Consider the following 22,979-nt stretch of genomic DNA (forward strand, 5'->3'; position numbering starts at 1 on the left):
TACGCAGGGTTTCCCGAGTCTGCAACCCCCGGCAGGAACCCTGACCGGAATTTACGCCAACCACCACCGTTCAGCGATGCGTCCGTCGTCCAGCGCGCGCGCGCCGCCGATCTGCTGGGGCATACCAACATGAGCAGCAGCAGCCAGCGCAATATCCGATTCGCTGGGGTGAAGGCGCTGACCGCGCAGTCCATTCAAGCCTTCGGATGATGGCAGGGCAGCAATATCCACATAGCCATCCCGCAATGCTTCGGCCCGGACGCGGGCATCAGGAATGACGATAATCTCAAAAGTATCCGCCCAGCCGGCCTGAGTGCTCTTATAATGGTCAACGACTTTGCGGCCCAGAAAGTGGCGATCATCCTCAGCCCGTTCGACACGGTAGCAACCGGTGCCATTGGCGATCTGCAGCGGTTTGACGCTCTGACCAGCCCGCGGGATGACAAATTGACTTTCGGCCAGCAGGAAAGGCAGGCCGGGATTAGGTTTAGCCAGTTCAAGGTGCAGCCGGTTAGGGGCCAGCGCTTCGGCGCGCCCGACTTCGGCCAAAACCGCCATCACATCAGCGATATCCAATGCTACGCCGTCGTGGAACACCGCATCATCGCGCAGATCAAACGTCCAGATCCGGGCATCCGTATCGGTCTGCCATCCTGTTGCCAGCTCACCTCGCAAGGTACCGTCTGGTGCGATTTCGGTCAGCGTGTCAAACACCGCCCCCCGTGCAACCTGTTCAAGACTGTCGTCACGCGGCACCGCAAGCCGCAGGGTTCCGCCCGGCTTGGGCGTATTCGCCAGTGAGGCGCCTGTTGCCGCCAACAGCGCCGCAGCGGCACCTGATGCAAACAACGCGCGGCGGTCAATGCGGGTCATGCTACCCCCTCGGCCACGCGGTTCATAATGCGGACCAGTTCGGCACTGATGCCGGGTTCAGACAGGGCATGGCCTGCCTGACGGACCATCTTCAATTCGACATTCGGCCAACGCTCGGCCAGGTTCCAGGCAGAATGCGGTGGGCAGATCATGTCATAGCGGCCCTGAACGATATGGCCGGGAATATGAGCGATCCGATCCATCTGCTCCAGAATCTGCCCGTCCTGATCAAGGAAAGCCCGATTGATGAAATAGTGATTCTCAAGCCGGGCAAAGGCGCGCGCATACTCACCCGGGCTTTCTCCGGTGGATCCGTTCGAATGGATTGACGCCAGCGCATTTTCCCAAGCGGACCAGGCCCGTCCGTACAGAACCTCAGTCGCCCGATCCCCTGAGAACAGACGTTTGTTATAGGCCCCAATCGTGTCGGAAAGCTCAGTCTCGGAGAGCAGAGCGGTGAACTTGGACCATTGCTCGGGCCAGAACTTGCCCGCGCCACCACCATAGAACCAGTCCAGCTCGGCCTGCGTTGCCAGAAACACGCCGCGCAATATCAGCCTATTCACCCGGTCGGGATGCGCCTGCGCATAGATCAACGCCAGGGTTGCGCCCCAGCTTCCACCGAAAACGGCCCAGTCACTGATGTTCAACAGGGTGCGCAGCCGTTCGATATCGGCCACCAGATGCCAGGTTGTGTTGTCTGTGACCGACGCGTGCGGGCGCGAGCGTCCACAGCCTCTCTGATCAAACAGAATCACCCGAAAGACGTCCGGATCGAAATAGCGCCGCATTGCGGGGCTGCATCCGCCACCTGGGCCTCCGTGCAACACGACCACCGGCAGGCCATCCGGATTGCCGCATTGTTCCATATAGATAAGGTGACCATCGCCCACATCGACCATTCGCTGATCGAACGGGTCGATCGGCGGGTAAAGATATTGCACTGCGCGCTTTTGGTCCGGGTACTTGTCCATTATGGCCCTATATAGTCCTTAAACGTAAAAGAGCATACGGAGACAGGAATGCAAGCGCATCCGAACACGGTAGACCCGTCCGAGATCGCAAAATTCGAGGCGATGGCCGCCGAATGGTGGGACCCGCATGGGAAATTCAAGCCCCTGCATATGCTGAACCCCTGTCGTCTGGATTATATCACACAGCAAATCGCAGGCGAATTTGACCGTGATCTGAAGGCCCCGCGCCCGTTCGAGGGCCTGCGCCTGCTGGATATCGGATGTGGAGGAGGCTTGCTGAGCGAACCCATGGCTCGCCTTGGCGCCGAGGTCGTGGGCGCCGATGCCGCCGAGGGCAACCTGCCCGTCGCCCGCATCCATGCCGAGCAATCGGGGCTTGGGATCGACTATCGCCACACCACTGCCGAGGCTATGGCCGCCGCAGGTGAGCAGTTTGATGTGATTCTGAACATGGAGGTGGTCGAACATGTGGCCGACCCGCTCAGCTTTCTGACAGCCACGCGGGATTTGTTGAAACCAGGCGGACTTGAGATTTGTTCGACCATCAACCGCAATCCGAAATCCTATGCGATGGCCATCTTTGGTGCCGAGGTGATCATGCGCTGGCTGCCGCGCGGCACGCATGAGTGGAACAAGTTCATCACCCCTGACGAGTTGTTCGACCTGTTGCGTCAAGCCGGGTTGGACCCGGTGGACCGCAAGGGTTTCGTGTTCAACCCGATACTATGGAGCTGGTCGATCTCGGACCGGGATTTGAGCGTGAATTATGTGACGGCGAGCGTGAAGCCGGGGTGAACCTACTCCCCCTCCAACTGCAATCGCAAATCCCGCAGCACGGGCAGCGTGCTGCGCACCCGCTCCAGCCCCAGCTCTCCGACCACGCGATTGATCAGCGGCGCAATGGAGGAGATCGCCTGATCCCGAGCACTCCGCCCAGCGGGGCTGATGGCGACCATCTTGCGGCGGGCGTCGTCCCAGTCGGGGCGGATGTGGATATATCCGGCCCATTCCAGCTTGGCCAAGGTATTGGTCATGGCTCCTCGGGTCACGTGAAACGTATCGGCTAGCTGTGCCGGGCTGCGTTCGTTGCCGACAAAGACAAGATGGTTCAAAACCGAGAAATGCGAAATTTCCATGCCCCTGGGCAGCACCCGGCTGAGCCGGTTCCGCAATAACTGGTCTGCGGTCAGGATCTCGCTGAACAGCGTGACCGCGAGGGCATTGGTATCGTTTGTCATAGTCCAGATTCTGGATCAGGGGCCGTCAAAGGGACGGACATGTGTCAGCGAAGGCACGCGGCTTCGTGCTTCTGTAACAGAACTATCATCCAAATTGAAAAAGTGAATGCCCTGATCGGTACCTGCGTCGATGACGACCTCTCCCCATGGGGCAACGACCATGCTGTGACCGTAGGTTTTGCGGGTCTTTCCCCTGGTTTTAGGGTGTTCACCGGTCTGCGCCGGGGCCAACACCCAGCATCCGTTTTCAATCGCCCGCGCCCGCAAAAGCGACTTCCAATGGGCCTCACCCGTGACCGGTGAAAAAGCGGCTGGAACCGTCAGAATGCGCGCTCCAGCCTGCGCCAGAGATGCGTACAGTTGGGGGAAGCGGATATCATAACATATACTCAGACCCACCTTGCCGAAATCTGTCTCGGCTATGACCGCTCGTGTGCCGGGACGGTAGTTTTTGGACTCGCGAAACGTCTCGGCCTCGGACACCTGCACGTCGAACATATGGATCTTGTCATACCACGCCACGATCTGCCCCTGAGGATCAATCATGAAAGACCGATTGGCAAACCGACCATCCGCATCATGTGTTTTGATCGCCAACGAGCCGATCAATAACCAGATCCCCAGGCTCGCGGCCTGCTCGCGCAGCCCCGCTAGTGTCAGGTCATCTTCTTCGTATTGCAGGATTTCCCGCTGCCGTGTGGACGAGGTGGACACGCAATTCGTCACCTCGGGCGTCAGAACGAACCGCGCACCCTGCCCTGCCGCTTCGGACATCAGGGCGCGCACCATTTTCAGGTTTTCAGCCGGATCATCCGACGAGGTGATCTGAAGCAGGGCGCTCTTCATCAGGCCGCCAGCAAACCGTCCAGCTTGCCCTGACGTTCCAGCTCATACAGGTCGTCGCATCCACCCACATGCTGCGATCCGATAAAGATCTGGGGTACGGTGCGCTTGCCACCGGCGCGCTGGATCATTTCAGGTTTGCGTTTTGGGTTCCTCAGGACATCGACTTCCTGAAACTCGACGCCCTTCTGATTCAACAGCCGTTTTGCAGCGTGACAGAAGCCACAGAGCGGCGAGGTATATATTTCTACCGATTTCATATTCCGTACCTTTGGGTTTCGCACAATCCTGGGCGAGTTAGGTATCCTTGGCAACGCGCGCTAGGGTCAACACAAAAATATGATTTGCCCCGGATGCACGACAGACACGTGCACATGAGGTCAATGTTGCGCCTGATGTCATGACATCATCGACCAGCAGAATATCGCGCCCCTGCATCTGCCGAAGCCGCCTGGGATGCGCTGCAATCGCATTCTCCAGCGTTTCCATGCGCTGTGCGGCTGTTTTTCCATCCAAAACCGGCGTTCTTGTCCGTCGGACCAAAAGGTCCGGACAGGCCTCCAACCCGGTTTGCCGCCCCAGATGCTGCGCCAACAGGGCGGATTGGTTGTACCTGCGTTTCAGCAACCGGGACCAATGCAGCGGTACCGGCGCGATCAGCATGTTCTCGCGAAACAAATCCCGACCCGCCAGGGCCATCCAGCGCGCCGCAGGGCGTGCAAGCTCGGGCCGGTCCCCGTGTTTCAGAGCCAGAATCAGGGATCGCGCCTTGCCATCATACAAAAGCGCAGACCGCCCATCGCGCCAGGGGCGCGGCGTTTTCATACAGTCATCACATTCGATTCGGTGGCCATCGGCCTCACCCGGCAAGGGCACGCCGCAGCTTTCACATACAGCGCCACCGATAAAGGGCGTTTCACGCCAACAGGAGCCACAGAGGCCGAAATCCGACTCGGTCAAATCACCGCATCCCAGACAGCGCGGGGGATAGATCATCTGGACAGCGGTTTGAATCCGCTGCCACATGCGATAGTTGCGCCCTATGAAACTGCCTGATTCCAACGCACCCTCACTGTTCGACCGCGCAATCCTTGCACGGCGTCGGTCCCGCGCACGGGAAGATGCCTTGTTCTTGCACCGCGCCGCAGTTGACGAGGTTCAGGATCGGCTCGCCTTGGTTAATAAAAGCTTTACGGACCCGGCGATCGTGACCCCTTTTGCGCAAGTCTGGCAGGATGTGTTGCCAATGGCGCGGATCATCCCGGATAACGAGGTGCTGGACTTGACCCCCGGTGCCCATGATCTGGTGATCCATGCCATGGCTCTGCACTGGGCTAATGATCCGGTTGGGCAGTTGATCCAGTGTCACCGCGCGCTGCAACCTGATGGGCTGTTGCTGGTGATCTGTCTGGGCGGTGAAACCCTGCGGGAACTGCGCGCCGCACTTGGGCAGGCCGAGGTTGAGGTCACGGGCGGCCTCAGCCCCCGCATCGCGCCTATGGCCGAGCTGCGCGATCTGGGCGGGTTGCTGCAACGCGCCGGACTGGCCCTGCCGGTTGCTGATACCGCGCGGCTGACGGCGGAATATCGCGATCTGACCCACCTGATGCATGACCTGCGGGCAATGGGTGAAACCAACAGCCTGCAAAACCGCATGAAACACCCCACAAACCGGCAGGTCTTTGCCCGGGCGCAAGACATCTATGCCAATCATTTCAGCACTGATCAGAAACGCCTCAAGGCAACATTCGAGCTGGTCTGCCTAACTGGCTGGTCGCCCGATGAAAGCCAGCCAAAACCGCTGCGTCCGGGCTCGGCCCAGATGCGGCTTGCGGATGCTCTGGGCGCAAGCGAAGGCAAACTGTCCGATTGACGAATGCGGAATTCCGGTTATCTCAGCCCGAAGCAAAGACATCTCAGGAAGTGAAACATGTTTGACGCCACACGCCCCGATCATGCCCCGGCGGATCACCCCAAAGTCAAAACGGGCCGCGTCGGCATCCTGCTGGCCAATCTCGGCACCCCAGACGATTACAGCTATTGGCCCATGCGCCGTTATTTGAACGAGTTTCTGTCGGACCAGCGCGTGATCGACTATCCCAAGTGGAAATGGCAACCAATCCTGCAGGGGATCATCCTGACCAAACGGCCCTTCAGCTCGGGTGAGGCGTACAAGTCGATCTGGAACCACGACAAGGGCGAAAGCCCGCTGATGACGATCACCAAAGAGCAGACCGCCAAGATGCGGGACGCGATGACGGAACGCTATGGCGACAGGGTCATGGTCGAGTTCTGCATGCGCTATGGTAACCCATCGACCAAATCAAAGGTCCGGGAAATGGTCGCAGCGGGCTGCGACCGGATTCTGTTCTTTCCGCTTTACCCGCAATACGCAGGCGCCACGACGGCCACGGCCAATGATCAGTTTTTCCGCGCCCTGATGGATGAAACGTGGCAACCCGCCAGCCGTACCGTGCCCGCCTATTTTGACGAACCCGCCTATATCGACGCATTGGCGGGCTCGGTTGAAAAGGCCTATGCCGCGATGGTGGACAAACCGGACATACTGGTCTGTTCCTACCACGGCATGCCGGAACGCTACTTGCAACAAGGCGACCCCTATCACTGCCAATGCGCAAAAACGACTCGGTTGCTGAAAGAAAGGTTGGGCTGGTCTGACGACCAGCTTGTATCGACCTTCCAGTCACGATTCGGCCCGGAAGAATGGCTCAAGCCATATACGGTCGACCATGTGGCCGAGTTGGCAAAACAGGGTAAGAAGAAGATCGCCGTTATCGCACCAGCGTTTTCCTCCGATTGCATCGAAACGCTGGAAGAGATCAACGAAGAGATCAAAGAGAGTTTTGAGGACGCGGGCGGCGAAAGCTTTACCTATATCCCATGCCTGAACGATGACGAATCGCACATAGCGGCCCTGGGCAAGGTGATCGAGGATAATTTGAAGGGTTGGCTGGACTAAGCCACCCAGTCGACTAGGCACAAAAAAAAGGCGGTGGAAAGCTCCACCGCCTTTTCTTTAGATATCGCTTGTCGAATTAGCTTGCTGCAACAGCTGCGGCAACAACAACCAACAGGATCAGCGGCAGGATGATGCCGTTTGACGAACCCTGAGTTTCTTCAACAACAACAGGTGCTTCAACAACCGGCTCTTCCAGGTTGCCTGCATAAGCGGTCGAAGCAGCAGCAGTCAGTGCAGCGGCGAGAACGAGTTTCTTCATATTAACCTCCAGGATACGCACGGTTCCGTATAGTGAAACCATGCACTCAAGACTTACCTCGTGTTTTTTTCTAATCAGCTATCCAACTGGAATGCAAATGGAAGTTGCGCCACAAGCGGGTACCTGCGCGGAAATGTCGTCAAATTAGCAACACTTGCGTGCCAACCCTGGCCATTGAGAACAGTTCGGCAATATCGTTGTTGAAAAGACCGATGCACCCATTCGAAGATCGGCGCCCAATTTTGCGCGTATCATGGGTTCCGTGAATTCGGTAATATTTCCAGCTTAGATATAAAGCATGTGTTCCCAGAGGGTTATCCGGACCCGGCGGGATATAGTCTGGCCATTCCGGATTTCTTTTCTTCATCGAAGGTGTTGGCGACCAGCTTGGGCCCTCGACCTTGCGGATCACACTGGTCCGGCCGCGGCGCGTCAGCTCTTCGGTCAGGGGAACCGACGACGGGTATAGTTTGTACACCGATTGATCGTCAGACCAGTAATGCAGCGCCCGCGACACTGTATCGACAAGGATAGCGCCGTTTTTCGTGTTGGAAAAATAGGGCTGCCAGTCCAGCGCCCTGAAGCCAGAGATGTTACGGCGCACCGCGGGTTCGTCCTCGGGTGCGGGGCGCAGCGGGTCTCCGGGGGTGTATTGGGCAATCGCAGGCGAGGCGACCAGAGCCGAGACACCCGCGACGAATCCGCGTCGGGTTGTATGAGTAATGCTTTTCTTGACCATGATCGCAGGTCCTTTTCACAGAAAATCTAAAAATCCTGTGCATTTTATTGCCAGAATGCTTCAGTCGCAATTGAAACCGGCAGAATCACGCAGAACAAAGCCATTGTGCGTTTGCCCACAGCCTTCTGTCACGCTATGCCGTATGGCAACACAATAATCAGGTCGATCATGACGCGTATCATTTCATTACTGTTTGCTAGCTTTATTGCACTGGCCGCCTGTACGCCGGGTGGATCCCCAACCTATGGGGCAGATGGGCGCCCCCTGCCAACGGTGTACAAGATCCGTGGCAATCCAGAAAAGCTGCAATTCCGGATGTTGGATTCGGTTAACGCCCTCCGCCAGGCATCGGGCCTTCAGCCGGTACAACTGAATGCTCAGCTCAATGCCGCGGCCGCCACCCATTCCAAGGATATGGCGCGACAGAATCGGCCCTGGCACTTTGGCTCGGACGGATCTTCGCCGTTGGATCGGGCGACGCGCGTCGGCTATTACGGCACCTTCCTCGGCGAGGCGATCTCGGAAACCTATGAGACCGAGACCGAAACGCTGGCCGCCTGGATGCAGGAACCCGGACCGCGAAATGTCATCATGGATGCCAAAGCCACTCAGATGGGCTTTGCCTGGCACCAGGAGAACGGCGGGAAAATCTGGTGGACCCTGGAAATGGGAACCGGCGGTTAAAACGCAAAAGCCCCCGAAAACCGGGGGCTTTTTTATTGCCTTTGGGGCAGTTAAGCCGCCTGGACCGACTGCGCCTCGGTCAAAATTGCATAGAGCTTGACCGGATCAGGATTGGCGCGCAGCTTTGCGCAAACCGACGTATTGCGCAGCGTTCTGGACACCAGTGCAAGCGCCTTTAGGTGGTCCACACCTGCCTCTTCCGGGGCAAACAACGCAAAAGCGACATCAACCGGCTGGCGGTCTACCGCACCGAAATCAATCGGCTTTTCCAGCATTACGAAAACGCCAGCCACTTCGGCCAGATCACCCAGCCGCGCATGTGGCAGGGCGACTCCATGACCAACGCCTGTTGGGCCAAGGCTCTCCCGCTCGAGCAGGCCATCCACAACAACCTGCGCTTCAAGACCAAGGGCCCCCTCGGCAACATCGCCGATTTCCTGAAACAACCGCTTCTTGCTGGAAGCGGCGGACAATACACGTACCGCCTCGGGCTTCAGTATGCTCGAAAGCTCCATGATCACGCTCCATGGCCTTGCCCCTGCTTGCGCAGGGGCTTGCCTTGCTATTCTTGCCTGTTACGGATCAATCCAGCCGATGTTGCCGTCCTCACGGCGATACACGACATTCAATCCGTCCTTGTTTTCATTCCGGAACACCAGCACCGGGGCGCCGGCTAGTTCCATCTGCATTACGGCTTCACCAACACTCAACGATGGGATCTTGGTTTCCATCTCAGCCACGATCATCGGCTGCAGCGATTCAGGTTCATCAGCCGACTCTGATTCGTCAGAGGCGAGGATATAAGAGGAAGCACCAAAGAGTTCAACCGGCTCGGATCGGTCCTTGTGATGGTCCTTGAGGCGGCGCTTATACCGGCGCAACTGCGTTTCCATCTTGTCACAGCAGGCCTCGAATGCTGCGTAGATTTCGATAGCGTGGGCCTTGGCCTGCGCAGTCAGGCCGGTCGAAAGATGCACGGTGGCTTCGCAAACATACTCATGCGCAGAACGGGAAAAGACGACATTGGCGTCGGTCGGGCGCTGGGCATATTTTCCAACAACCTCCCCTAGCTCGGTCTGCACATGGGTCTGCAGTGCCTCGCCGATGTCGATCTGTTTTCCGCTAATTTGGTAACGCATGTGATCTCCTTCACAATTCACACCCATTTTGACGCTGCGTTACGCAGCGCACGTGTTTTTATCGGGTGGGGGATATCGGCATATTCCGCAGTTGCTGAGAAACGTACCCCTTAGCAAAGGTGTACCGCGATCCCGACTGGAACTGAAGAAATGCCATAACCCAATTGAGGCAAGAGACGGCGGCAGAGTCAATCAAAACAGGCGTGTATATACGTGATTTCGGCCATGCGCTGGGCGCAATTCCGCGCAAGCCTATGAAATACGGAAGTTTTCGCCCAAATAAACCCGGCGGACATTTTCGTTCTCGACGACTTCATCCGGCGTGCCCGACATCAGCACCTGACCATCATGCAGGATATAGGCCCGGTCCACGATTTCCAGTGTTTCGCGCACGTTATGGTCAGTGATCAGCACGCCGATGCCGCGCTTTTTCAGGTCCGCTACCAGATGGCGGATATCGCCGACGCTGATCGGGTCCACGCCTGCAAACGGCTCGTCCAGCAACAGATATTTCGGATCAGCCGCAAGACAACGGGCAATTTCGACACGGCGACGCTCGCCACCCGACAATGCCAATGCCGGGGCGCGGCGCAGATGTTCGATCGAAAAATCGGACAACAGCTCTTCCAGCCGCTCTTTCCTGCGATGGCTGTGCTTCACGGTGATGTCCAGAACGGCGGCAATGTTGTCTTCGACACTCATCCCGCGGAAAATCGACATTTCTTGCGGCAGATATCCGATCCCAAGCCGCGCGCGCCTATACATCGGCAGGGTCGTCACGTTTTGGCCGTCAATGGTCACAGTGCCAGCTTCGGGAAAGACAAGCCCGGCGACCGAATAGAACGTTGTGGTCTTGCCTGATCCGTTCGGACCCAACAAGGCAACCACCTCGGACCGGCCCAACGTCATCGAGACTTCGCGTATCACGGTCTTCTTACGGTATGATTTCCGCAGTTTCTCGATCCTGAGGCCGGAACCGCCTTCGGCCAAAGACAAATTCGGACGCTCCATCAGTTGCTATCCGGATTCAGAATGGTTTTGACGCGGCCAGTCATCTTTGCCGTTCCGGTCGTCAGATTGGCATTCATCTGATCGCCGCTGATAACGCTGGGGCCTTGCGTCAAAAGCACATTTCCGCGCATCACGATTTCGCCCGAGTCGATTGTGTATTCGGCCCAGTCGCCTTCGGCTGCATCAGGCGGGCTGACAAGAACCACATCATTTGTCGCCTCCATCCGCTCGATTCCAGACCTGTCGGCGTTGTAGATGACCAAGACCCGCTCGGCGGTCAGGCGCATCTCACCCTGCACGATCAGGACGTTACCGATAAACTCGGCCGTGCCGTCTTCTTGATTGACGTTTAGGGATTCCGAGGTGACCTCGACCGGCTGGCTTGGATCCGCCTTGGCTGACCCGAAGGCGACCTGCGTTTCCTGTGCCGACGCCGAAAAGGCACCGACCATCAGCGCAAAACTAACAACAGCAAATCGCAAATCAATCACGGCTTATCTTTCTGTTTTTTCAGGCTCGTATACCAGCTTAACACCATCTGTAAAAAGAATATGGACCGGCCCATCCTTTTTTTCGGTTCCAAATGTCATGCGTCCCGCGGAAAAATCTCCGATGATGCCGGTGCCATCGACCTGACCCGGAGTGTCGCCGCGGATTTCATCCAGAGAGGTATTCAGAAGATCAGTTCTGACCTGAATTCCGTCTGTCGTCGTTATCAGGACGTCCCCAACAAACGTTGCGGAATTCTTGTCCGGGCGGATCATACCGGAATTTGAATCCATCGTTATGACGCCGCCATTCAACAATCCCAACCGCCCTCTAAATTCGGCAGTCGTGGGCAATGACCCTTCGCGCCCCTGGGTCGCTTGGGCCGCCTGAATTTGAACTTCCTCGCCTTTTCTGGTTGTTCCAAGATAATGGGGTTGGGTCACCACTTGGTCGGCCAGACGTTCATCTATGTCTTTTTGGGTAAACGGAACGGACACGCTGGTTTCGATGCTGCGTGACAGCAGGAAAACCGTCGACAGCAGCACAATGGCTGCCAAAGGCAGCAACACCTTCAGAAATTGCACCATCCGGGAATGTCCGTCCATCGAACGCCCCTCTACCCCAAACCAACGCGCAGGCAATCGTGGATATGTAGCACGCCCAGGGCCTGGCGATCACTGCCCTCTTCGACCACAAACAAAGAGGTGATCTTGCGGTCATTCATGATGGCCACCGCCTCTTCGGCCAACGCGCCGGGCGGGATGGTTGTTGGGTTCTGCGTCATCACCTGCTCGGCCGTTTTGCCCAGCAAGCCCTCCATATGACGCCGCAGGTCGCCATCGGTGATGATGCCCACCACCTGACCTTGCGGATCGGTAACCCCGGCAACGCCAAAGCCCTTGCGGCTGATCTCGATCAGCGCATCGCTCATGGGTGTTCCGACCGAAACCAGCGGCAACGCATCGCCCTTGTGCATCAGATCCTGCACCGTGCTCAGCTGTGCACCTAGTTTGCCACCGGGATGAAAGGCGCGGAAATCTTCGGGTTTGAAGTTGCGATACTTCATCAACGCTATCGCCAGCGCGTCGCCCATGGCCAAAGTCAACGTCGTGGAGATCGAAGGCACCATGCCATAGCCGCAGGCCTCGCCCAGTGACGGGATCAAAAGATGCACGTCTGCCTGTTTCATCAGCGTGCTTTCCGGCTTGCTGGACAGGCCAATCAGTGGAATGCCAAAGCGGCGGGTAAAAGCCAGCAGGTTGGCAAGCTCTGGCGCTTCGCCCGAATTCGAGATGGCCAGAACCACATCGCCTTTTGAAACCATGCCCAGATCGCCATGGCTGGCCTCGGCCGGGTGCACGAAATAGGCCGGTGTACCGGTGCTGGCCAGCGTGGCCGCGATCTTGTGCCCGATATGACCCGACTTGCCGATGCCGCTGATGATGATGCGGCCCGAGGCCTGCAAAATCAGCTGAACCGCTTGGGCAAAATGTTCATCCAGACCGTCGGCCAGTACCTCCAGCGCGCGGGCCTCGTCTGTCACCACCTGACGGGCGGTTCTCAGAAATGCTTCGGTATCAGTCATGAGTGCGCAAAAATATCCGTTTCTGGCCAACCGGCGAGATCGAGTTTCGCACGCATCGGCAAGAAGTCAAAACAGGCCTGCGCCATCTCGGTCCGGCCCTCTCGCGCCAGGCGCTTGTTCAACTCCTCCCGCAGGCGGTGCAGATACAGAACATCCGAGGCGGCATAGTCCAGCTGCGCCTCGCTCAACGTTTCGGCGCCCCAATCGCTCATCTGCTGCTGTTTCGAGATATCGACGCCGATCAACTCGTTGCACAGGTTTTTCAGCCCGTGCCGGTCGGTATAGGTGCGCACCAGACGGCTGGCGATCTTGGTGCAATAGACTGGCGCGGCTAACGCACCAAAGGCATGATACATCGCAGCAATGTCGAAACGGCCAAAATGGAACAGTTTCAGCACATCCGGGTTTTCCAGCATGGCACGCAAGTTCGGTGCCTCGGTCTGGCCCTTTTCGACCTGAACGATATGCGAATTTCCATCGCCGCCCGACATCTGGATCACGCAGAGGCGATCGCGATGCGGGTTAAGACCCATGGTTTCACAGTCAATGGCCACCACCGGCCCCATATCCAACCCGTCCGGCAGGTCGTTTTTGTACAAATAGTTAGCCACCCGAGTAATCCTTTGCGCGGTATCGCCACCGAGATAGGCGCTTTATTCCCTAAACTCAACGCCATCCCTGTACGCCAGCCGGTTGCCGCTGTCGCAGTTGGTCAAGACCTAAACGAAGGTTTGGGGTGACAGAGCCTTTAGACTGCGGCAGATATCAATCAATGTTAAGCGTTCTAAGAAACCGGACCTATCGCCACCTGTTGGCCGCGCAGATCGTTGCCCTGACGGGCACTGGGCTGGCCACGGTCGCGCTGGGTCTGTTGGCCTTTGAACTGGCAGGGGATGCGGCCGGGCTGGTGTTGGGCACCGCGATGACCATCAAAATGGTGGCCTATGTCACGGTTGCGCCATTGGCGGCCGCGTTTGCCGAGCGGCTGGACCGGCGCAAGATGCTGGTGGTGCTTGACCTGATCCGTGCGGCTGTCGCGCTGTGTCTGCCTTTTGTGACCGAGGTCTGGCAGGTCTATGTCCTGATTTTCGTGCTGCAATCCGCCTCGGCCGGATTTACCCCTGCATTTCAGGCTACAATCCCCGATGTACTGACAGATGAGCGCGAATACACCCGCGCCCTGTCCCTATCGCGGATGGCATATGATCTGGAGAGCCTGCTAAGCCCCGTATTCGCCGCAGCCCTGTTATTGTTGGTCAGCTTCAACAGCCTTTTCTGGGGCACCGCCCTGGGATTTGTCGCTTCGGCGCTGCTGGTGGTGTCGGTGGCTTTGCCATCACCCAAACCAAGCAAACCGCGTGGGATATACGAACGGACAACACGTGGCATACGCATCTATTCGAACACACCCCGGCTGCGGGGCCTTCTTGCCCTGAGTTGGAGCGCGGCGGCACTCAGCTCAATGGTGATCGTCAACACTGTGGTCATCGTGCGATCAGATCTGGGGCTGTCCGAAAGCGCCGTTGCCGCTGCGCTGGCCGGTTTTGGTGGCGGCTCTATGCTTGCCGCTTTTATCCTGCCCCGGATGCTGGACCGGATCGAGGATCGAAAGGTCATGTTGGCCGGCGCCCTTCTGTGCTGCACCACCATGGCCGGGGCCGCCGCGATATTTGCGACAACCCCGCTGTCTTTGGGTCTGTTGATCGTTTTGTGGGCCCTAGCTGGCTTTGGCTATTCCACCACGCTGACTCCGTCTGGCCGCCTGCTGACCCGCTCGGCCCATCCCGAAGACCGCCCCGCCGTCTTTGCGGCCCAATTCACGCTGTCTCATTGCTGTTGGCTGGTGCTGTATCCTCTGGCAGGCGGGCTGATGACCCTGTTTGGAGCCCCAACCGCCCTGAGCTTTATGGCGGCGATGTCCTTTCTGGGTATTATCGGTGCGGTCACCCTTTGGCCGCGTTCTGATCTGCATTCGGTGATCCACGACCATCCTGACCTGCCGCGTGATCACCCGCACATGGCCGGCCCGCCACCGCATGCTCACCCCGTCATAATAGACGACCTGCACCCCCGTATCCCGCGTGAGCCTTGAGCCCTGCTGTCGTTTTGCCCTAAACCGGAAAAACCAGACCCGCACCGGAGCGCCAATGGATCAGCTTGACCGCCGCATCATCTCAGTCCTGCAACATAATGCCCGCGAGTCGACCACAAAAATCGCGGCAAAACTGGGCGTTGCCCGGACAACCGTGCATGAACGCATCAGCCGGATGGAAGAACGCGGCATCATTGCCGGCTATTCCGTGATCCTGAACAGCCCCGAAGATGCCCCCCGGGTCCAGGTTGTCGTTCTGCTCGAGGTCCAACAGAAGGAAACCACCCGTATCATCAAGCGGCTCGAGGCCTATCCCGAGGTTAAACTCTGTCTTTCGATCAACGGTGACTTTGACCTGCTGTTGACCGCTGACGCGCCAAGGATCGAGGATCTGGATATTCTCGTTGATGATCTGGCACGAATCCCCGGTGTTCTGCGCACCAATACGAGCGTTGTTTTTGGCCGGCGGATTGATCGAATCTGATTGACTGATAACCCTCTGTAAACCAAGGCAAGGCTAGCGTGGCCCGGATAGATCAGAATCCCGGACCGGCAGAATGCCAAATCGCCTATTCATTGTCATAGCATGTGTTGCGTTGCTTCTGGCAGCGCGTCAGAGCTTTGCGGGCGCGGAGGCCCGGATGTCTCAGACATGTGATCAGGCCGCCCGCCGCGCGGCCCTCGCCCAAGACATACCGCTTGATGTTTTGCGCGCCATAACGCGGGTTGAAACTGGCCGCGCGATCAAAGGCCGACTTGAGCCTTGGCCATGGGCAATCAATGTCGAAGGGCGCGGCCATTGGTTCCGATCTGAGCAGGAGGCTAAAGCTTATGTCGCGGATATTTTCCAAGCCGGAAAGCGCAGCTTTGATATCGGGTGCTTTCAAATCAACTATCGCTGGCACGGGCAGGCCTTTCAGTCGATCGATGCCATGTTCGACCCCGAGACTAACGCCAGCTACGCGGCCCGGTTTCTGAAACAGCTATATTCCGAACTTGGGTCGTGGCCGGCAGCGGCGGGGGCCTATCACTCGCGAACCCCGGCTTTGGCCAAGACCTATTCCAGCCGCTACCAGATTGTTCATGCTCAGCTTGACCCGGGCACGGCGGTGCAAACTGCCCGCATGTCGCGTGATCCCTTCACACAACCCGCCGCACCGCTGTTCCCGGTGCAAATCACCCAGTTTCCGACGGGTGCGATGGGCTCTTTGATGCCAGCCGCGGACACCCAAACAGCCTTCATCGCCTTCAACTAGGAGAATTACGTGCCCAGACTTGACGTCCGCTCCCTGTTTTCTCCGACTGTTTTGCTGGCGCTTGCGTTGATGACCGTCATCGTGATGATGATCCTGCCCATGCCGTCCTGGGTTCTGGATGTCGGACTGGCCACGTCCTTCGCCCTGGCGATCCTGATTTTCACGCTGACCCTGTTCATCGAACGGCCGCTGGATTTCTCTTCCTTCCCGACCATCCTTCTGGGGTCTTTGATGCTCCGGCTGTCGTTGAACGTCTCATCGACCAAGCTGATTATCGGTCAGGGGCATACCGGCCCCAATGCCGCCGGCGATGTGATCGAGGGATTCGCAAGCTTCGTCATGGGCGGCAGCATATTCCTGGGCCTTGTCGTGTTCGGCGTCCTGTTGATCGTGAACTTTATGGTCATCAACAAAGGCGCGGCCCGCATGGCCGAAGTTGGTGCGCGATTTGCCCTGGATGGGATGCCCGGGAAACAGCTGGCCATCGACAGTGATATGTCCGCTGGCGCCATCGACCATCAAGAGGCCAAGGAGCGGCGCGAACGGGAACAACAGGAAACCACCTTTTTCGGCTCGCTCGACGGGGCGTCGAAATTCGTCAAAGGCGACGCAGTTGCCGGGCTTTTGATCACCCTGCTGAATCTGGTCATGGGGCTTGTCATGGGCGTGATCGTGCACGGGATGCCGGTGTCATCGGCGTTCGAAACCTACGCTATCCTGACGGTGGGCGATGGTCTGGTCTCGCAAATACCGGCCGTGATCATCTCGATCGCCTCCGCTTTGCTTTTGGCACGTGGCGGCACGCAGGGCGCAACTGACACCGCCATCCTCTCGCAACTGGGGCGCCACCCGGCCGCCCTTGGCACTGTTGCCGGTCTGATGGTGCTGTTCGCCCTGGTTCCGGGCTTGCCGTTTCTGCCCTTTATTCTGGGGGCCTGCGTTTTGGGCTACGCCGCCTATGCGGTGCACCGAAAACAGCACCAGCGAGAAACTCAGGCACAAACCGCGTCGACCGAGGCAGACGAAGCGGTATCACAAGCGATTGGCGATATTCTCGACCTCGATGATGTTCACCTGGAATTCGCACCGGATCTGGTCAGCATGGTCCTGAACCAGGGCACCGGACTGGATGCACGCATTGCGAATATGCGGACCTATGTCGCCTCGACCTTTGGATTGATCCTGCCCGATATCCGTCTGACCGACCGGGCCGAGCTGCCGATGGGAACATATGTCATCAAGGTACATGGGGTGGAACAGGCCCGTGGTGCCCTGAACCCCGATCTGATTCTGGCGCTGGTTCAGGACGGGCACGATCTTTTACCCGAGGGCAGGGATGTCACCGAACCCGTCTATGGTGCGCCTGCACGTTGGATCCTGCCCAAGGATCAAGAGGCCGCAGCCATGAGCGGCGCTACGATTGTCTCGCCCCCGGAAATACTGGCCACGCATCTGCTGGAAATCATCAAACAGAACTTCTCGCGTCTGTTGACGCTGAAGGCGCTACGCAAGCTGCTGTCCGAGATGACCCGGCTCAGCGACCCGGTTCGCGCCGAGGCAAACCGGAAAATGCTGGACGAGCTGATCCCCGACAAAGTTCCAATCGACACACTTCACGCCGTCCTGCGCCTGTTGCTGGACGAACGGGTTTCGATCCGCAATCTGGCGCTTATCCTCGAAAGCATCGCCGAGGCGCGCCTGACCACCACGCAACCCGAGGGGATTTGCGAACTGGTGCGGCAGCGACTTGGGTTCCAGCTTGTGGCTGACATGAAACGCGAAGACGGGTCGATCCCGCTGATCCAGCTTGCACCGGAATGGGAAGACACATTTGCCACCTATCAGGTCGATGCACCCAATGCAGGGCTGGATGTCGCCCTGCCACCGAACCTGTTCAACAAGCTTGCAGATGGCGTGGTGAACAGTGTCTCACATTCTGCTGACCATGGCATCTTTCCCGCCGTCGTGACCTCGACCCGGCGCCGCAGGCTGCTGCGTACGATCATGCATGCGCGCGGCGTGTCCAATCCGGTCCTGTCATTTGAGGAAATCGGGCTCGAGGCGCGGCCCGCACTTGTAGGCACGGTACCCGCATGATCGCCCTCCCACCCGAACTCTTGCCGCACCTGGGCTCTGGGGCCTGGCATTTCTTTGGTGTTTTCCTGCGCGTTTCGGCAATGGTATCCTTGATGCCTGCATTCGGAGAACGCAGCATCCCCACCCGTGTCAAACTTGGCACTGCCGTTGCCTTTACGTTGATCGTGGCGCCAGCAGTGCCGACAAAGGAATTCGATCCCGAATTCCTGTCCATGGTCCAGCTGATCGGAACCGAAGTTTTTGTCGGAATGGCGTTGGGGATGGCGCTGCGCATCTTTGTTCTGACCCTGCAAACGGCAGGATCCATTGCGGCACAGGCGACGTCACTCTCGCAAATTCTGGGTGGGGCCGCCGCCGATCCAGTTCCGGCCATGGGTTATCTGCTGACGCTGGCCGGGTTGGCCCTTGCTGTACTACTTGGCCTTCACATCCGTTTGGCAGAGTTCTTGATCCACAGCTACGATCTGTTTCCCACCGGAACCACACCTGCGGCGCCGGATTTGTCGCAATGGGGCGTGGAACGGGTCTCGTACAGTTTCAGCCTGGCATTCGCACTGGCGATGCCGTTTGTGATTGCCTCGCTGATCTACAACCTTGCGCTTGGTGTCATCAACCGCGCCATGCCACAGCTGATGGTGGCATTTGTCGGCGCCCCGGCCATCACATTTGCGGGGCTGTTCCTACTTTTCGCCGGCGCGCCTCTGATCCTGTCGGTCTGGTCCGATGCCCTGTTTGACTTCATGCAGAACCCGCTGAGAGATCCGAGATGAGTGCATCGGACAACGACAGCGACAAGTCATACGACCCGACGCCGCAAAAGCTTCTGAAAGCACGGGAAAAGGGTGAGGTCGCCAAATCAAACGACCTGTCTGTTGTCGCGGCTTATGTCGGGCTGCTCATAGGTTTGCTTTTGGCAGGCAAGATTGGTGTTCAACATCTGGGAATATTGTTTGTCGTTCTGATCGACCAATCCGACAAGATCGGAACCATGTTGACGGATGGCCCGGCTGACGGTCTGGTGGGAGGGATGCTTGGCAAGGCTGCAATCTCGATGGCAACCATATTTGTTGTTCCCGCCACTGCGGTTCTGCTGAGCCTGATCGCCCAAAAGGCCCTGGTTTTTGCCCCCAGCAAGCTGCAGCCCAAATTGTCGCGGATCTCGATTCCGTCCAATGCCAAGAACAAATTCGGGCGCGGCGGTCTGTTCGAATTTGCCAAAAGCTTTGCGAAGCTGCTGATTTATTGCGTCTGCCTGTTGATGTTTCTGCGCGTCAACCTGCCCGAGATTTTGACTGCCAGCGCCGCGCCGCCGCAATCGTCGATCGTCTTGATGATGAACCTTTTATTCCGGTTCCTATTCATCGTTGTCACCATCGCACTGGCCATCGGAGTCGTGGACTACCTGTGGCAATATTCCGAACATATGCGCAAGAACCGGATGTCCCGCAAAGAAATTCAGGACGAGACCAAAGACGCCGAAGGCGACCCGCATGTCAAACAACAGCGCCGCCAGCGCGCGCAGGAAATTGCGGCAAATCAGATGATGGCGGATGTCCCAACTGCGGATGTAGTCATCGTGAACCCGACCCATTATGCGGTGGCTCTCAAATGGCAGCGGACGGCCGGCTCCGCACCGACATGCGTGGCGAAAGGTGTCGACCAGATTGCGGCCGCCATCCGCGCCTCTGCGGCCGAGGCCGGGGTTCCGATACACTCGGATCCCCCCACCGCACGGGCTCTCCATGCGACCGTCGAAATCGGGCATGAGATCGCCCCGGAACACTATCGCCCTGTCGCAGCCGCCATCCGCTTTGCCGAAGCCATGCGCAAACGCGCGAAGGACAGAATTTGATGCGGTTTACCGGACTTGCCGATCTGAAGCGTTTATCCGACGCGGCCTTCCAAAAAGAGCAACAGACCTTGCGCCCATATATCGAAGCCGAGGCCGAGATTTTGCAAAAACTGAGCCGATTGGACGCACAGCTTCAGCAGACCCGTCAAAACAGCGGCCAAGCTGATGGATATCAGGTCACCGGCACTGATGTTCTGTGGCGTGGATGGGAAGAGGCAACCCGACGAAAACTCAATACAGACCTTGCGCGCGTCCGAGCGCAAAAGCTAACCAAGATGCAAGCCTTGCGGAAAGCGTTCGGACGCAAACAGGCCCTAGGACAGCTGCTTGAAGAACAACAAAAGGCCCGCCGAGACATGCTTATGAAAAAGCGATCGCGGCAATAAGCGGGCCGAAACAGGCTTCAAGTATCCTGACGGTTAACACTCATGATCAGGACTTGCAGCACGTCATCACCCAAATCCTTCTTGGCGACCTGCAGCAAAGCCTTTCGGACCAAATCCAGATTGTCGGATTCCGTAAAGTTGCCGTTGAAACCACCGGTATTTGCGTGATCGAAAAGAACCTGCAGAAACCCATCTCTCAACTTTGGCTCAAACTCATAAATCGTTTCAGCAACGCCGGGTTTGGTTTCCAGGCTCAGCGACATTGTGACTAACGCGGCAATCCGGTCGGACTTCACGACCGGGATCACAAACTGTTTCGTCATCTTCAGATATTCATACTTGCTGGACGTATCCTTTTTGTCCGACTTGGTCTTAGTGGCCTTCTCCTTGGCTTTCTTGGGTTCGGCGGCAGCGGATTTATCCATGTCACCATCTTTGGTTTTTCCAGAAGGAGACATGGCAATTCCCGCACCAATTCCACCGCCTAGGCCAACAAGCAGAAACAATATAGGAAGTAGCTTTTTCATTGTTATACGACCTCAGAACGGCAAAAGTGTATCGAGGACCTGCTGGCCGTAACGAGGCTGCTGCACATCCGTGATCTGGCCTCGGCCACCATAAGACACGCGCGCCGAGGCGATCTTGTCATAGGTGATTTCATTCTTCCGCGAGATGTCCTGTGGCCTCACATATCCCGTGACCAAAAGCTCTCGCAGCTCGAAATTAACGCGCAGCTCTTGCGAGCCGGATATGGCCAGCACGCCATTCGGTAAGGCGTCGATGACGGTCGCCGCAACCCGCAGGGTCAGCTTTTCCTTACGCTTGACCGAGCCCTTGCCTTTACTGACCGAGGATGAGTCGATCCCGACAGCTTCGTCCAGCGTCGCCCCATCGGGCAGCCGTTCCAATGCGCGCTGCGGCAGGCCGAACAGCTCTGGAACCTCAAGGCTTTCGGACCCGCTGCGCGAGCGGTTCGTATCGTTGGAAATCTCGGCTTTCTCGTCCAGCTCGATCACAACTGTCAGGATATCGCCCTTTTTGATCGCGCGCTGATCACCCAAAAGCGATTGCTGCCCCCCGCTCCACAGCGATGACCGATCCACATTGCGTTGCGGCTGCGTGTGCAACGGTAAACCCGGCCACAGCATGGCGACATGTTCAGCAGATTCGTCCGCGGGTGTGAAACTTGGCGGTTTTCCCAAATGATCCAGTCGACCACAGGCGGTCAGAGCCAGACATGCCATCATCAACAGTTTTAGTTTTCCGAACATCATTTTACCTCGATTTGACCGTTAGGCCGGATAAAGCCAACAACAGTTGTACGTGACGACAGATTCATGACCCGAATTCGGTCGCCGACAGCCCCGCGCCCCAGGGCACGGCCTTCGGCCTTGATCGAAAGGGGACGACGGTCAAAGACCAGAACCACCAGATCATTGCGGTCCACCAGCGCGGGCGGCCCGACATCTGCTGCGCGAACCGGGCGTCCGGGGTAAAGCGCGACGCGTGCTTCCTGACCGATCAAATCATCAGGGTTTGTAACCGCTCCGAGGACAACCTGATCTTTGATCTCAAGATCGGCGGCCGAGATCACCTCTTTGGCGCGTATGGTCCGGATCGGCACCACGATCTCAGCCAAGGCACAAAGCGGGCTGATCGTCACCAGTGCTATGAATAGGGCGCGCATCACCGCACCTGCGTTGTTGCGCCCATCATCTGATCGACGGCCGAGATGACCTTGGCGTTCATCTCATACCCTCGCTGGGCTTCGATCAGTTCGGTGACTTCGCGCACGGCATCTACCGAGCTGTCCTCGAGATATCCCTGACGCAATGTGCCCATCCCACCCTCGCCCGGAGTGCCGATAACAGGCGCGCCCGAGGCTTCGGTTTCTTTGAACAGGTTGCTGCCGATCGCCTCCAGCCCCTTGGCATTGGAAAAACTGGCCAGGGTGAATTCACCGAGCAACTGTCCTTCGGCGGTATCATCGAAATAGGCGTAGACCTCACCCGATGCATTGATCGAGATCGACCTTGCATCGTCTGGGATTGTGATCTCTGGCGCGACAGCGAAGCCATCTGAAGTGACGATCAACCCTTCTGCCGAGCGTTTCAGGCTGCCGTCACGGGTAAAGCCAGACTGACCGCTGGGCAACGTCACCTCAAGATAGCCGCGCCCTTCGATTGCGACATCCAAATCGCTGCCAGTGGCCGCCAACGCACCCTGTGCCAGCTGCACGGTGACCGCAGCCGGGCGCACCCCCAGACCCAGTTGTATACCTGTGGGCAAGACGGTGCCGTCATTGGCATTCACCGTCCCCGCGCGCGCCATTTGTTGATAGTGCAGGTCTGCAAACTCAGCGCGGCGCGCGTTGTAGCCTGTGGTATTCATATTCGCCAAATTGTTCGAGATCGTCTCGACCCGCATCTGCTGAGCGGTCATGCCCGTCGCTGCGATTTTCAGTGCCCGCATATCAATTCCT

The 22,979-nt window shown here is 57.8% G+C and carries 30 protein-coding genes; 11 read left to right on the forward strand and 19 right to left on the reverse strand.

The window, feature by feature from the left end; genetic code table 11:
- Positions 1-51: 51 nt before the first annotated feature.
- Positions 52-873: an ABC transporter substrate-binding protein gene (locus AC2FH8_RS11935; protein ID WP_496689854.1), complete on the reverse strand. Its 822-nt coding sequence runs from the start codon at positions 871-873 to the stop codon at positions 52-54.
- Positions 870-1,847, reverse strand: a complete 978-nt coding sequence (gene pip / locus AC2FH8_RS11940) for a prolyl aminopeptidase (protein ID WP_142638265.1) — start codon at positions 1,845-1,847, stop codon at positions 870-872. Before pip ends, AC2FH8_RS11935 begins: the two co-directional genes overlap by 4 nt.
- Positions 1,848-1,895: 48 nt before the next feature.
- Between pip and ubiG the strand changes: the two genes are divergently transcribed.
- Complete coding sequence (ubiG, locus tag AC2FH8_RS11945; RefSeq protein WP_142638267.1) at positions 1,896-2,642, forward strand: bifunctional 2-polyprenyl-6-hydroxyphenol methylase/3-demethylubiquinol 3-O-methyltransferase UbiG; 747 nt, start codon at positions 1,896-1,898, stop codon at positions 2,640-2,642.
- A gap of 2 nt (positions 2,643-2,644) precedes the next feature.
- On the opposite strand, the gene AC2FH8_RS11950 is transcribed toward ubiG, so the two are convergent.
- Genes AC2FH8_RS11950 through AC2FH8_RS11965 form a run of 4 tightly spaced genes read right to left on the reverse strand, consistent with a single transcriptional unit; the run spans position 2,645 to position 4,954 of the window.
- Positions 2,645-3,085, reverse strand: coding sequence for a MarR family winged helix-turn-helix transcriptional regulator (locus AC2FH8_RS11950; RefSeq protein ID WP_142638269.1), 441 nt, complete (start codon positions 3,083-3,085; stop codon positions 2,645-2,647).
- A gap of 15 nt (positions 3,086-3,100) precedes the next feature.
- On the reverse strand, positions 3,101-3,931 hold the full coding sequence (locus AC2FH8_RS11955) for a carbon-nitrogen hydrolase family protein (RefSeq protein ID WP_496689855.1): 831 nt from the start codon (positions 3,929-3,931) through the stop codon (positions 3,101-3,103).
- The gene (gene grxC, locus AC2FH8_RS11960; RefSeq protein ID WP_142638273.1) at positions 3,931-4,188 is read right to left on the reverse strand and encodes a glutaredoxin 3; all 258 of its coding nucleotides are present in this window, start codon (positions 4,186-4,188) and stop codon (positions 3,931-3,933) included. Before grxC ends, AC2FH8_RS11955 begins: the two co-directional genes overlap by 1 nt.
- Before the next feature lie 37 nt (positions 4,189-4,225).
- Positions 4,226-4,954 (reverse strand): ComF family protein, encoded by a 729-nt coding sequence (locus AC2FH8_RS11965; protein ID WP_142638275.1) that lies wholly within the window; start codon positions 4,952-4,954, stop codon positions 4,226-4,228.
- A gap of 16 nt (positions 4,955-4,970) precedes the next feature.
- Between AC2FH8_RS11965 and AC2FH8_RS11970 the strand changes: the two genes are divergently transcribed.
- Together AC2FH8_RS11970 and hemH are read left to right on the forward strand one after the other, a co-directional pair.
- Complete coding sequence (locus AC2FH8_RS11970) at positions 4,971-5,801, forward strand: methyltransferase domain-containing protein (RefSeq protein WP_281995590.1); 831 nt, start codon at positions 4,971-4,973, stop codon at positions 5,799-5,801.
- 57 nt (positions 5,802-5,858) lie between these two features.
- Positions 5,859-6,908 carry a ferrochelatase gene (hemH, locus tag AC2FH8_RS11975; protein ID WP_281995589.1) on the forward strand — a complete coding sequence of 350 codons (1,050 nt, stop codon included), beginning with the start codon at positions 5,859-5,861 and terminating at the stop codon, positions 6,906-6,908.
- A 76-nt stretch (positions 6,909-6,984) separates the two neighbouring features.
- Here the strand turns inward: hemH and AC2FH8_RS11980 are convergent, their stop codons facing one another.
- Positions 6,985-7,167, reverse strand: coding sequence for a hypothetical protein (locus tag AC2FH8_RS11980; protein ID WP_142638281.1), 183 nt, complete (start codon positions 7,165-7,167; stop codon positions 6,985-6,987).
- A 139-nt stretch (positions 7,168-7,306) separates the two neighbouring features.
- Positions 7,307-7,906, reverse strand: coding sequence for a L,D-transpeptidase (locus tag AC2FH8_RS11985; RefSeq protein ID WP_142638283.1), 600 nt, complete (start codon positions 7,904-7,906; stop codon positions 7,307-7,309).
- A 168-nt stretch (positions 7,907-8,074) separates the two neighbouring features.
- On the opposite strand from AC2FH8_RS11985, the gene dalA reads away from it, so the two are divergent.
- Positions 8,075-8,590, forward strand: a complete 516-nt coding sequence (dalA, locus tag AC2FH8_RS11990; protein WP_142638285.1) for a divisome-associated lipoprotein DalA — start codon at positions 8,075-8,077, stop codon at positions 8,588-8,590.
- Positions 8,591-8,640: 50 nt separating this feature from the next.
- Here the strand turns inward: dalA and AC2FH8_RS11995 are convergent, their stop codons facing one another.
- From AC2FH8_RS11995 to AC2FH8_RS12025, 7 genes are all read right to left on the reverse strand, one after another.
- Complete coding sequence (locus AC2FH8_RS11995) at positions 8,641-9,105, reverse strand: PTS sugar transporter subunit IIA (RefSeq protein WP_281973576.1); 465 nt, start codon at positions 9,103-9,105, stop codon at positions 8,641-8,643.
- Between the two features lie 60 nt (positions 9,106-9,165).
- Positions 9,166-9,729 carry a ribosome hibernation-promoting factor, HPF/YfiA family gene (gene hpf, locus AC2FH8_RS12000; RefSeq protein ID WP_142638289.1) on the reverse strand — a complete coding sequence of 188 codons (564 nt, stop codon included), beginning with the start codon at positions 9,727-9,729 and terminating at the stop codon, positions 9,166-9,168.
- Positions 9,730-9,981: 252 nt separating this feature from the next.
- Complete coding sequence (gene lptB / locus AC2FH8_RS12005; RefSeq protein ID WP_496689856.1) at positions 9,982-10,740, reverse strand: LPS export ABC transporter ATP-binding protein; 759 nt, start codon at positions 10,738-10,740, stop codon at positions 9,982-9,984.
- A complete protein-coding gene (locus AC2FH8_RS12010; RefSeq protein ID WP_142638458.1) occupies positions 10,740-11,192 on the reverse strand; it encodes an LptA/OstA family protein in 453 nt (150 codons plus the stop codon). The genes lptB and AC2FH8_RS12010 overlap by 1 nt, the downstream gene beginning before the upstream one ends.
- 42 nt (positions 11,193-11,234) lie before the next feature.
- The gene (locus AC2FH8_RS12015) at positions 11,235-11,834 is read right to left on the reverse strand and encodes an LPS export ABC transporter periplasmic protein LptC (RefSeq protein ID WP_142638293.1); all 600 of its coding nucleotides are present in this window, start codon (positions 11,832-11,834) and stop codon (positions 11,235-11,237) included.
- Between the two features lie 11 nt (positions 11,835-11,845).
- A complete protein-coding gene (locus AC2FH8_RS12020; RefSeq protein WP_281973575.1) occupies positions 11,846-12,814 on the reverse strand; it encodes a KpsF/GutQ family sugar-phosphate isomerase in 969 nt (322 codons plus the stop codon).
- Positions 12,811-13,425, reverse strand: a complete 615-nt coding sequence (locus AC2FH8_RS12025; protein WP_281995587.1) for a ribonuclease D — start codon at positions 13,423-13,425, stop codon at positions 12,811-12,813. The genes AC2FH8_RS12020 and AC2FH8_RS12025 overlap by 4 nt, the downstream gene beginning before the upstream one ends.
- Positions 13,426-13,586: 161 nt before the next feature.
- Here AC2FH8_RS12025 and AC2FH8_RS12030 point away from each other — a divergent pair, with 161 nt between their 5' ends.
- The 7 genes from AC2FH8_RS12030 (at position 13,587) to AC2FH8_RS12060 (ending at position 20,497) form a co-directional block, all read left to right on the forward strand.
- Complete coding sequence (locus AC2FH8_RS12030) at positions 13,587-14,906, forward strand: MFS transporter (protein WP_496689857.1); 1,320 nt, start codon at positions 13,587-13,589, stop codon at positions 14,904-14,906.
- Between the two features lie 55 nt (positions 14,907-14,961).
- Positions 14,962-15,390 (forward strand): Lrp/AsnC family transcriptional regulator, encoded by a 429-nt coding sequence (locus AC2FH8_RS12035; RefSeq protein WP_142638301.1) that lies wholly within the window; start codon positions 14,962-14,964, stop codon positions 15,388-15,390.
- A gap of 73 nt (positions 15,391-15,463) precedes the next feature.
- The gene (locus AC2FH8_RS12040; RefSeq protein WP_496689858.1) at positions 15,464-16,162 is read left to right on the forward strand and encodes a lytic transglycosylase domain-containing protein; all 699 of its coding nucleotides are present in this window, start codon (positions 15,464-15,466) and stop codon (positions 16,160-16,162) included.
- A gap of 69 nt (positions 16,163-16,231) precedes the next feature.
- Positions 16,232-18,259, forward strand: coding sequence for a flagellar biosynthesis protein FlhA (flhA, locus tag AC2FH8_RS12045; protein ID WP_496689896.1), 2,028 nt, complete (start codon positions 16,232-16,234; stop codon positions 18,257-18,259).
- Positions 18,256-19,029: a flagellar biosynthetic protein FliR gene (locus tag AC2FH8_RS12050; RefSeq protein ID WP_496689859.1), complete on the forward strand. Its 774-nt coding sequence runs from the start codon at positions 18,256-18,258 to the stop codon at positions 19,027-19,029. Before flhA ends, AC2FH8_RS12050 begins: the two co-directional genes overlap by 4 nt.
- The gene (gene flhB / locus AC2FH8_RS12055) at positions 19,026-20,111 is read left to right on the forward strand and encodes a flagellar type III secretion system protein FlhB (RefSeq protein ID WP_496689860.1); all 1,086 of its coding nucleotides are present in this window, start codon (positions 19,026-19,028) and stop codon (positions 20,109-20,111) included. Before AC2FH8_RS12050 ends, flhB begins: the two co-directional genes overlap by 4 nt.
- Positions 20,111-20,497, forward strand: coding sequence for a hypothetical protein (locus AC2FH8_RS12060; protein ID WP_142638311.1), 387 nt, complete (start codon positions 20,111-20,113; stop codon positions 20,495-20,497). Before flhB ends, AC2FH8_RS12060 begins: the two co-directional genes overlap by 1 nt.
- A 17-nt stretch (positions 20,498-20,514) precedes the next feature.
- Here the strand turns inward: AC2FH8_RS12060 and AC2FH8_RS12065 are convergent, their stop codons facing one another.
- The 4 genes from AC2FH8_RS12065 to flgG are packed head-to-tail and all read right to left on the reverse strand — an operon-like array spanning position 20,515 to position 22,969.
- Complete coding sequence (locus AC2FH8_RS12065; protein ID WP_271950818.1) at positions 20,515-21,024, reverse strand: flagellar basal body-associated protein FliL; 510 nt, start codon at positions 21,022-21,024, stop codon at positions 20,515-20,517.
- A gap of 12 nt (positions 21,025-21,036) precedes the next feature.
- Entirely contained in the window at positions 21,037-21,768 is a 732-nt protein-coding gene (gene flgH, locus AC2FH8_RS12070) for a flagellar basal body L-ring protein FlgH (RefSeq protein WP_425596250.1), read from the reverse strand.
- Positions 21,768-22,184 (reverse strand): flagellar basal body P-ring formation chaperone FlgA, encoded by a 417-nt coding sequence (gene flgA / locus AC2FH8_RS12075; protein ID WP_281995580.1) that lies wholly within the window; start codon positions 22,182-22,184, stop codon positions 21,768-21,770. Before flgA ends, flgH begins: the two co-directional genes overlap by 1 nt.
- The gene (gene flgG / locus AC2FH8_RS12080) at positions 22,184-22,969 is read right to left on the reverse strand and encodes a flagellar basal-body rod protein FlgG (protein WP_142638319.1); all 786 of its coding nucleotides are present in this window, start codon (positions 22,967-22,969) and stop codon (positions 22,184-22,186) included. The genes flgA and flgG overlap by 1 nt, the downstream gene beginning before the upstream one ends.
- Positions 22,970-22,979: the final 10 nt, after the last annotated feature.

The sequence above is a fragment of the Ruegeria sp. CDSC025 genome (assembly GCF_059610805.1).

Excerpts from the sequence above, each read along its gene's own strand:
- hemH (WP_281995589.1), top strand. The coding sequence starts at position 5,859 with ATGTTTGACGCCACACGCCCCGATCATGCCCCGGCGGATCACCCCAAA.
- AC2FH8_RS11985 (WP_142638283.1), bottom strand. The coding sequence starts at position 7,906 with ATGGTCAAGAAAAGCATTACTCATACAACCCGACGCGGATTCGTCGCG.
- AC2FH8_RS12040 (WP_496689858.1), top strand. The coding sequence starts at position 15,464 with ATGCCAAATCGCCTATTCATTGTCATAGCATGTGTTGCGTTGCTTCTG.
- flhB (WP_496689860.1), top strand. The coding sequence starts at position 19,026 with ATGAGTGCATCGGACAACGACAGCGACAAGTCATACGACCCGACGCCG.
- dalA (WP_142638285.1), top strand. The coding sequence starts at position 8,075 with ATGACGCGTATCATTTCATTACTGTTTGCTAGCTTTATTGCACTGGCC.
- hpf (WP_142638289.1), bottom strand. The coding sequence starts at position 9,729 with ATGCGTTACCAAATTAGCGGAAAACAGATCGACATCGGCGAGGCACTG.
- AC2FH8_RS11950 (WP_142638269.1), bottom strand. The coding sequence starts at position 3,085 with ATGACAAACGATACCAATGCCCTCGCGGTCACGCTGTTCAGCGAGATC.
- AC2FH8_RS12060 (WP_142638311.1), top strand. The coding sequence starts at position 20,111 with ATGCGGTTTACCGGACTTGCCGATCTGAAGCGTTTATCCGACGCGGCC.
- flgH (WP_425596250.1), bottom strand. The coding sequence starts at position 21,768 with ATGTTCGGAAAACTAAAACTGTTGATGATGGCATGTCTGGCTCTGACC.
- lptB (WP_496689856.1), bottom strand. The coding sequence starts at position 10,740 with ATGGAGCGTCCGAATTTGTCTTTGGCCGAAGGCGGTTCCGGCCTCAGG.
- AC2FH8_RS12030 (WP_496689857.1), top strand. The coding sequence starts at position 13,587 with ATGTTAAGCGTTCTAAGAAACCGGACCTATCGCCACCTGTTGGCCGCG.
- flhA (WP_496689896.1), top strand. The coding sequence starts at position 16,232 with ATGACCGTCATCGTGATGATGATCCTGCCCATGCCGTCCTGGGTTCTG.
- flgG (WP_142638319.1), bottom strand. The coding sequence starts at position 22,969 with ATGCGGGCACTGAAAATCGCAGCGACGGGCATGACCGCTCAGCAGATG.
- AC2FH8_RS11970 (WP_281995590.1), top strand. The coding sequence starts at position 4,971 with ATGAAACTGCCTGATTCCAACGCACCCTCACTGTTCGACCGCGCAATC.
- grxC (WP_142638273.1), bottom strand. The coding sequence starts at position 4,188 with ATGAAATCGGTAGAAATATATACCTCGCCGCTCTGTGGCTTCTGTCAC.
- AC2FH8_RS12035 (WP_142638301.1), top strand. The coding sequence starts at position 14,962 with ATGGATCAGCTTGACCGCCGCATCATCTCAGTCCTGCAACATAATGCC.
- AC2FH8_RS11965 (WP_142638275.1), bottom strand. The coding sequence starts at position 4,954 with ATGTGGCAGCGGATTCAAACCGCTGTCCAGATGATCTATCCCCCGCGC.
- ubiG (WP_142638267.1), top strand. The coding sequence starts at position 1,896 with ATGCAAGCGCATCCGAACACGGTAGACCCGTCCGAGATCGCAAAATTC.
- AC2FH8_RS11955 (WP_496689855.1), bottom strand. The coding sequence starts at position 3,931 with ATGAAGAGCGCCCTGCTTCAGATCACCTCGTCGGATGATCCGGCTGAA.
- AC2FH8_RS12065 (WP_271950818.1), bottom strand. The coding sequence starts at position 21,024 with ATGAAAAAGCTACTTCCTATATTGTTTCTGCTTGTTGGCCTAGGCGGT.
- pip (WP_142638265.1), bottom strand. The coding sequence starts at position 1,847 with ATGGACAAGTACCCGGACCAAAAGCGCGCAGTGCAATATCTTTACCCG.
- AC2FH8_RS12015 (WP_142638293.1), bottom strand. The coding sequence starts at position 11,834 with ATGGACGGACATTCCCGGATGGTGCAATTTCTGAAGGTGTTGCTGCCT.
- AC2FH8_RS12020 (WP_281973575.1), bottom strand. The coding sequence starts at position 12,814 with ATGACTGATACCGAAGCATTTCTGAGAACCGCCCGTCAGGTGGTGACA.
- flgA (WP_281995580.1), bottom strand. The coding sequence starts at position 22,184 with ATGCGCGCCCTATTCATAGCACTGGTGACGATCAGCCCGCTTTGTGCC.
- AC2FH8_RS12010 (WP_142638458.1), bottom strand. The coding sequence starts at position 11,192 with ATGGTCGGTGCCTTTTCGGCGTCGGCACAGGAAACGCAGGTCGCCTTC.
- AC2FH8_RS12050 (WP_496689859.1), top strand. The coding sequence starts at position 18,256 with ATGATCGCCCTCCCACCCGAACTCTTGCCGCACCTGGGCTCTGGGGCC.
- AC2FH8_RS11935 (WP_496689854.1), bottom strand. The coding sequence starts at position 873 with ATGACCCGCATTGACCGCCGCGCGTTGTTTGCATCAGGTGCCGCTGCG.
- AC2FH8_RS11995 (WP_281973576.1), bottom strand. The coding sequence starts at position 9,105 with ATGGAGCTTTCGAGCATACTGAAGCCCGAGGCGGTACGTGTATTGTCC.
- AC2FH8_RS11980 (WP_142638281.1), bottom strand. The coding sequence starts at position 7,167 with ATGAAGAAACTCGTTCTCGCCGCTGCACTGACTGCTGCTGCTTCGACC.